The organism is uncultured Microscilla sp., from assembly GCF_947493425.1.
In the GTDB taxonomy this organism is placed as follows: domain Bacteria; phylum Bacteroidota; class Bacteroidia; order Cytophagales; family Microscillaceae; genus Microscilla.
Genome location: NZ_CANLRP010000283.1, coordinates 1 through 6,094, shown reverse-complemented (window position 1 = coordinate 6,094; position 6,094 = coordinate 1). Strand labels below are relative to the sequence as shown.

7 protein-coding genes are annotated in these 6,094 nt (G+C 43.2%); 3 read left to right on the top strand and 4 right to left on the bottom strand.

Translation table 11 applies throughout. From position 1 onward, the window contains the following. Positions 1–143 precede the first annotated feature (143 nt). The 3 genes from Q0954_RS32385 to Q0954_RS32375 all read right to left on the bottom strand — a co-directional run bounded on the left by Q0954_RS32385 (position 144) and on the right by Q0954_RS32375 (position 3,138). Complete coding sequence (locus Q0954_RS32385) at positions 144–1,205, bottom strand: M20 family metallo-hydrolase (protein WP_299465657.1); 1,062 nt, start codon at positions 1,203–1,205, stop codon at positions 144–146. Between the two features lie 146 nt (positions 1,206–1,351). After that, the gene (argB, locus tag Q0954_RS32380; RefSeq protein ID WP_299465654.1) at positions 1,352–2,128 is read right to left on the bottom strand and encodes an acetylglutamate kinase; all 777 of its coding nucleotides are present in this window, start codon (positions 2,126–2,128) and stop codon (positions 1,352–1,354) included. An 8-nt stretch (positions 2,129–2,136) separates the two neighbouring features. Next, positions 2,137–3,138, bottom strand: coding sequence for an N-acetylornithine carbamoyltransferase (locus tag Q0954_RS32375; protein ID WP_299465651.1), 1,002 nt, complete (start codon positions 3,136–3,138; stop codon positions 2,137–2,139). Between the two features lie 364 nt (positions 3,139–3,502). Between Q0954_RS32375 and Q0954_RS32370 the strand changes: the two genes are divergently transcribed. The 3 genes from Q0954_RS32370 to Q0954_RS32360 all read left to right on the top strand — a co-directional run bounded on the left by Q0954_RS32370 (position 3,503) and on the right by Q0954_RS32360 (position 5,692). After that, positions 3,503–4,375, top strand: a complete 873-nt coding sequence (locus Q0954_RS32370; protein ID WP_299465648.1) for a helix-turn-helix domain-containing protein — start codon at positions 3,503–3,505, stop codon at positions 4,373–4,375. 102 nt (positions 4,376–4,477) lie between these two features. Further along, a complete protein-coding gene (locus Q0954_RS32365) occupies positions 4,478–5,029 on the top strand; it encodes a YbhB/YbcL family Raf kinase inhibitor-like protein (RefSeq protein ID WP_299465645.1) in 552 nt (183 codons plus the stop codon). Between the two features lie 78 nt (positions 5,030–5,107). Continuing rightward, positions 5,108–5,692, top strand: a complete 585-nt coding sequence (locus tag Q0954_RS32360; RefSeq protein ID WP_299465642.1) for a DUF1572 family protein — start codon at positions 5,108–5,110, stop codon at positions 5,690–5,692. A gap of 28 nt (positions 5,693–5,720) precedes the next feature. On the opposite strand, the gene Q0954_RS32355 is transcribed toward Q0954_RS32360, so the two are convergent. Next, positions 5,721–6,094: SpoIIE family protein phosphatase (locus Q0954_RS32355; RefSeq protein WP_299465639.1), on the bottom strand; the 374-nt coding region annotated here is incomplete at its 5' end.

Genomic DNA, 6,094 nt, shown 5'->3' with positions numbered 1-6,094 from the left:
AATATTAGTCCGGAGTTAGTAGTCGGTAGACCATAGTGGCTTTGCGACCATTCGTAATTGAATATTAGTCCGGAGTTGGGAGTCGGTAGATCATAGTCGCTTTGCGACCATTCGTAATTCGTAATTGATCCATTCGTAATTGTTTAATTCGTAATTTCCAGCCCTTCCAACAATTGGCAATACGTGTCAATACCTTGTTCTATTTCCTGGCGTAAAACATATTCATCGGCAGTGTGTGAGCGAGCCGAATCGCCTACTCCTATTTTGATGGTGGTAAAAGGCAACAATGCCTGATCGGACAAGGTAGGCGAACCATAACAAGACAAACCCAGGGCTTTACCTTTTTGTACAATGGGGTGGTCTGCCGAAATGCCTGACGAATTGAGTCGCAACGAACGTGGGGTAAGTGTACTTTGGGTATGTTGTTGCAAAATATCTACTACCTCTTGGTTGCTGTAGCATTCCTGAGTACGTACATCAATCACAAATTTGCAGCTATCGGGTACTACATTGTGCTGTTCACCCGCTTCTATTTGGGTAACAGTGGCTTTTACTGCACCCAACCACTCCGATTTTTTCGGGAAAGTATAGTTTCGTATCCATTGAATGTCTTGCAAGGCTTTATAAATGGCATTTTCACCCTCGTTTCTGGCAGCGTGCCCGGCTTTGCCTTTGGCTTCGCCATCTATCACTACCAAACCTTTTTCGGCTATAGCCATTTGCATTTGGGTAGGCTCACCCACCACGCCCAGGTTTATAGTACCCAATTGCCCCAAAATGCTGGCAATGCCATTTTTACCCGAAATTTCTTCTTCGGCAGTAGCCGCATAAATCAAATTGTAGCTTCGCTTGGGCAAAGCATTGAGGTATACAAATGTTGCCAACAATGACACCAACGAAGCCCCAGCATCATTGCTGCCCAGGCCAAAAATAGTTCCGTTTTCCTCATTGGGTTCGTGCGGGTTGCGTTGCCAGCCTTGTACGGGTTTTACCGTGTCGTGATGCGAATTGAGCAATACTACGGGCTTGCCTGCCTCAAACCGCCTCGACTTTACCCATACATTGTTCCCCTCCCGTTGGGGTTGTAGCCCACGTTGCCTGATAAAGTGCTCTATAATAGTCGCGGTTTTGTCTTCTTCACGGCTAAACGAAGGGGTGGCAATGAGCGCTTTTAATAAGTTGATGTAGGGTTCTTTGTTGAACATTGTTTGTGGTGAATTAATTACGAATTTGAGAATTACGAATTACGAACCGACCAGAGGGAGCTCTTCGAAGCTAATTACGGGTGTACAAAACCTTACGTATAGCTAACTTCACAAGGCTTCGCACATTCCACGAATGAAAAAAGCCATTACAACACTAACCTTGTACCCGTAAAAGCATCTGCCCCCAGTGCGGTAGTAGTACCAATAATTACCTCTTGTGCTCCTTGACGCAGGGCTGCAAAACCATTGTCTAACTTAGGGAGCATGCCATCGGTAATCACACCTGATTGTTGGTAGGCTTGGTAAAGCTGCATCGAGAGGTGCTCAATGACTGAATTGTCATCCTGAGCATTGGCTAGTACCCCAGGCTTTTCGAAACAATACCACAAACGTACTTGATACAAACTACTTAGTGCCGTTGCCAACACCGAAGCCATCGTGTCGGCGTTGGTATTATATAAGTTGCCTTGCCTATCATGAGTCAATGGAGCTATTACCGGAACAATGTCTTGGGACAACAAACCTTTGAGCACTTTGGCATTGATCTCTTTCACATCTCCCACCCAACCATAATCAATGGTTTTGACCGGGCGTTTTTCGGCAAGAATAATGTTAGCATCGGCACCTGTAAACCCTGCCGCATTGCATTGTTTCGCCTGAAGTTTGGCTACCACTTTTTTGTTTATCAAACCACCGTATACCATCACCACTACCTCCAGCATTTCAGTAGAGGTCAGCCGTCTGCCATCTACCATTTGGGTTTCTACGCCTAGCCTTTTGGCAGTTTGAGTGGCTACCTTACCCCCGCCATGCACCAATATTTTATGGCCGTTTATTTGGGCAAAATGGTGAACTAAAGCATCAAACTGAGCAGGCGCTTCCAATATACCTCCACCTACTTTTACTATAGTGAGTTTTTCCATGAGTCTATTTACAAAATCAATGATTGGGCAAGGTCGCTGGGTTCGTCTTGGGTTTGTAAGTATTTGAGTAACTCTATCAATACAGTTTGCGCAGCGGTTTCGCGGTTACCTGCTTGCTCTATCACAATTGACTGGGCACTATCCAACACTGCATCATCTATGACCAGGTTGCGGCGTACTGGCAGGCAATGCATCAGTTTGGCACGATTGGTTAAAGTCATCTTTTCTTGAGTTATTTTCCAGTCAGGCGCTTGTATTACTTGTCCATAGTTGCTAAAAGATGACCAGTTTTTTATGTATACAAAATCAGCCCCCTGCAATGCTTTTTGTTGGTCATGCTCTATGGTTACACCTTGGGTAAACTCAGGCGAAAGCTCAGCTCCTTTGGGGTGAGTCAGCACTACCTCATAATCCATTAGTGCTGTCCACTCTAAAAACGAGTTGGCTACAGCCTGAGGCAATGCCTTAATGTGAGGCGCCCAGCTCAATACTACTTTGGGCCTTCCACTAAGGCTGGCTTTTGCCCGATGGTATTCTATAGTCAACAAATCGGTCAATGACTGTAGGGGGTGCCTTATTTCAGACTCCAGACTCACCACCGGAATGCCCGCATACTGCCTGAACTGATGAATAATTTTTTCTTCATAATCGGCTTGAGCGTCTTGCAAACGGGCAAAAGTACGTAATCCCACAATGTCGCAGTATTGGCCTATAACAGCGGCAGCTTCTTTTACGTGCTCGGCGTTGCCACCGTTCATTACTATTCCCTCTTCGGTTTCAAGCTGCCAGCCATCTTTGTCAAAATTCATTACCATTACCGACATTCCTAAGTTTTGAGCAGCTTTTTGGGTACTTAGGCGGGTACGAAGACTTGGGTTGAAAAATAACAAACCTAAAGTTTTATAACGCCCCAATTGATCGTAGCGGCGTGGGTTTCGCTTTACATCCAGGGCTTTTTGTACCAATTGAGGCACGTTATCAGTGTCGGCAGAGGTAATGAAATGTTTCATGTGCTTTTGAGCTTCTGTATTTTTATGGGTGCATGGGTACACGCTAAAATTTGTTGGTGTATCAAAAAAAATCCCCCCTAGATTTGATTTGGATAGTCAAATAAGGGGGAAACTTGTCAATACAGGAATGAAGCTAGGAGAAAAACCTGAAAAAACAAAAGTTTTGGTCAATAGTATTCAATTCTTTTATTAATGGTAATATTATAGCATGTTGACAGTCCTTCAAATCAAGTTCTACTTACTACTACAAACTTGATTTGGGGTAAAATAGTAGCTGGCGGTTGGTTTTTAACTAAACGAAATTATCTCGCCTTTTTACTTTCAGTCTAAAAGACGAAATTACATCAAACAATACAAGGTCATTATGCAAGTCTGGAACTTACCCCATATTTTCGAACAATACAATCAACGAATACGCTCACAGGTAGGCATTGAACTTATTTTGTATAAAAGTAAGCAAGAAACAGAAAAAGCCAGTGTACAAGTCAATAGCAACTTGTTGGTGCTATTGCTACAAGGGAGCAAAGAGGTGTACGCACCTCAACAAAGAATAGTATTACAGGCAGGTGAAGGTTTTTTTATCCGCCAAGGTAACTATCTTATGTCCGAAAAATTTGCCCAAGCACCACAACACTACTCTAGCCTGATGGTGTTTTTCAACGATGACATTGCCCAACAGTTATCTGCTCCTTTGCTGGGTCACTCCTCCCCTACTGCTTCGACTTCTCTTTCGGTGTTTAGGCTTGCCACTTCAGATCACACCCAAGCATTTAGCCACTCACTTACCAACTATTTTGGAACTGACTTGCCTCCCAACTTTGACGCCATGCTTAAAATTAAGCTACAGGAGTTGTTTTGGATATTGAGCCAAGGAGCGAAAGGAACCACCTTTAAAACTTTCTTGAAAAGCCTACAAAACGATCAGGCTACCTCACTTACTCAATTGATGGAACAACACTACCGCGAGCCTATGCCACTAGAACAATTGGCGTTTTTGGGTGGGTATAGCTTATCTACTTTCAAGCGTAAATTCAAAGATGTATTTCAACAATCACCCGCCCGCTGGATACAAAACCGACGTTTGCAAGAGGCTCGTTTCTTGTTGACCAATACTCAAAAAAATATCACCGAAATAGGGTATGAGGTGGGTTTCGAAAACATTTCACACTTTATTCAAATCTTCAAAACACATTTTGGGACTACCCCAGGCGATTTTAGAGGAACCAACCAACATTGAGCTAAATTTGATATTCTTTGAACTTTTGAGCACATCCTTCTTTACTTATATTATTGACCTTTGCAATACAATATATTTTTCTACACGATCATATTTCTATTGATGAAAAAGCAAATAATATTTACTTGTATCGCACTTTTACTCATTGGTCATTTAGCTCACGCTCAAGGTACCTTCACTTTGCAAAGTACCAACACAGGTGGGCAAGCTACCAACATCCATGTATTTGACGGATTTGGTTGTAAAGGTAAAAATGAATCGCCTCAATTGAGCTGGAAAAATGCCCCAGCAGGCACCCAAAGTTTTGCCATTACTATGTACGACCCTGATGCACCCACAGGCAGTGGTTGGTGGCATTGGGTAGTGTTTGATTTGCCTGCCAACACCCACACTTTGCCCGCCAACGCAGGAAACCCTGCCCTAAAACTGGCTCCTGATGGATCTATACAAAGCAGTACTGATTTTGGTAAAACAGGGTATGGCGGTCCTTGCCCCCCTAAGGGTCATGGAGTACACCAATATATTATTACTGTATATGCACTTAAGACCAAAAAATTAGGGCTTGATAAAAAAGCCAGCCCAGCGATGGTAGGGTATTATCTCAATGCCAATTTACTACAAAAGGCATCTTTGGTGATGTATTATCAGCGGTAAATAAGCAGTCTTCGAAACTCATCGCTTATTCACTGAAAATATTTTTATCAGTAAACCAAACAACAATACTTAAAAACTATGAACACTGAACAAATCATTAATTACCTGACAAGTGCCCAAAAACAGTTTGAATACTACAAGTTATTGGGTGAAAAAACAATGGCACAACTTTCTGACGAGGAGCTATTTTGGCAAGCCAACGAGTCGAGCAACTCGGTGGCTATCATTGGCAAGCATTTGTGGGGCAATATGCGCTCTCGCTGGTCTGATTTTCTGACATCGGACGGAGAAAAAGAGTGGCGTAACCGAGATGCTGAATTTGAGGCTGATATTAAAAACCGAGAAGAATTAATGCAAAAATGGGAAGAGGGTTGGCAAACGGTTTTTGAAGCACTTGCCAGCATTACTGCCGATAATTTTGCCACCACAATATATATCCGCAATATGGGGCATACCATTACCGAGGCAGTCAATCGCCAAATGGCGCACTATGCTTACCACATAGGACAGCTTGTGTTTTTAGGCAAATTGCTCAAAGGCAAGCAGTGGCAAAGCTTGTCTATTGCCAAAGGCAAATCTCAAGCGTATAATCAGGAAAAGTTTGCGAAACCCAAACACCGTGAACACTTCACCCAAGCGTTTCTGAAGGATAAGGGCAATTAAACTCCAAATAGATTGGAAATATAACTACCTACAACCTGATGCCTACCCATAAAATATCGTCGCGTTGGGCAGTATATTGCATATGGAGATCGAGCGTGGTTTCTATGCGTTGTTTTTGGGTAGCCAAAGGTTGGCTTACAATGGCATGTAGCAAATCGTGCAGGCGGCGACTACCAAACTTTTTTCGGGCAGCATTGTTTTGGTCTTGCAAACCGTCTGAGCCTGCATACAACACACTGCCTTGGGGCAAAATCACCTCTTGTGAGGTAAACTGTTCTATGTCGTTGCGCAGCCCTCCTACCGACTTGCGGTTACCCTTCAACAGTTGGATGCCTGGCTTGTTGACATCTTTGTAATAAAGTGGGTTTCTTGCTCCCGAAAATATTACCTTAATATGATGAT

Excerpts from the sequence above, each read along its gene's own strand:
- Q0954_RS32385 (WP_299465657.1), bottom strand. The coding sequence starts at position 1,205 with ATGTTCAACAAAGAACCCTACATCAACTTATTAAAAGCGCTCATTGCC.
- argB (WP_299465654.1), bottom strand. The coding sequence starts at position 2,128 with ATGGAAAAACTCACTATAGTAAAAGTAGGTGGAGGTATATTGGAAGCG.
- Q0954_RS32375 (WP_299465651.1), bottom strand. The coding sequence starts at position 3,138 with ATGAAACATTTCATTACCTCTGCCGACACTGATAACGTGCCTCAATTG.
- Q0954_RS32370 (WP_299465648.1), top strand. The coding sequence starts at position 3,503 with ATGCAAGTCTGGAACTTACCCCATATTTTCGAACAATACAATCAACGA.
- Q0954_RS32365 (WP_299465645.1), top strand. The coding sequence starts at position 4,478 with ATGAAAAAGCAAATAATATTTACTTGTATCGCACTTTTACTCATTGGT.
- Q0954_RS32360 (WP_299465642.1), top strand. The coding sequence starts at position 5,108 with ATGAACACTGAACAAATCATTAATTACCTGACAAGTGCCCAAAAACAG.